Origin of the sequence: Saccharopolyspora sp. NPDC050389 (assembly GCF_040655595.1) — a bacterium.
Lineage (GTDB): Bacteria > Actinomycetota > Actinomycetes > Mycobacteriales > Pseudonocardiaceae > Saccharopolyspora.
Genome location: NZ_JBFAKG010000238.1, coordinates 1 through 1,023 on the forward strand (window position 1 = coordinate 1; position 1,023 = coordinate 1,023).

1 protein-coding gene is annotated in these 1,023 nt (G+C 66.2%); it reads left to right on the forward strand.

What is annotated here, in order from left to right:
• Positions 1-49: 49 nt before the first annotated feature.
• On the forward strand, positions 50-1,023 hold a 974-nt coding region (locus AB0I53_RS49625; protein WP_358618240.1), incomplete at its 3' end, for an AMP-binding protein.

Sequence of the window (1,023 nt, forward strand, 5' to 3'; positions counted from 1 at the left end):
GGTAAGCAAAACTCCCCAGGCCACCGCACTCGAACACGACCGCACCCGCCTGACCTACGACGACCTCAACACCCGCGCGAACCAACTCGCACACCACTTGGCGGGGCTAGGAGTGGGGCCGGAGCGAGTCGTGGCGCTGGTGCTGCCCCGCTCCGCGGAAATGGTGGTCGCCATCCTCGCCGTGCTGAAGGCCGGTGGCGCCTACCTGCCGATCGACCCGACGTACCCGCCTGACCGTATCCGGTTCATGCTCGATGACGCTGGGCCGGCGGTTGTCCTCACCGCGGACGGCTCCGCAGGGAGTGTTGCGGCCATCGGAGTTCCCGTCCTGTTCCTCGGCGATCCCGAACTCCAAGGCCGGCTCGGCCGGAACAACAGCGGAAACGTCACCGATGCCGATCGGCGGGCCGCGTTGGGCCCGCTGGCCCCGGCATACGTGATCTACACCTCCGGCTCCACCGGCACCCCCAAGGGAGTCGTGGTTCCGCACGTCGCGGTGGCCAACCTGGTCGAGGTGCAGCGGGAACGACTTCGGGTCGGGGAGGGGAGCCGCGTACTGCAGTTGGCGTCGCCCAGCTTCGACGTGATGGTGATGGAACTGTTCATGGCCCTCGCGACCGGAGCTGCGCTGGTCCTGCCCGCAACGCAAAAACCGCTCGGCGCTGAGTTGGCAGCGATCTTGGCGGAGGAACGCATCAGCCACGCCGTCGTTTCGCCAACGGTGTTGTCGAGCATTCCGCACCGCGATTTGCCAGACCTGCGGGTCCTGATCACCGGCATCGAACCGTGCCCCGGCGAACTGGTCGACCGCTGGTCGAAAGGTCGGCTGATGCTGAATGCCTACGGGCCGACCGAAGCGACCGTCTACTTGACGATGACGGGACCGCTGTCCGGCGGAAACGTCCCGCCTATCGGTCATCCGTTGCCGAATATGCGGGTGTATGTGTTGGATGGTTCGTTGGGTTTGGTTCCTGTGGGTGTGGTGGGGGAGTTGTATGTGGGGGGTGTGGGTTTGGCGCGGGG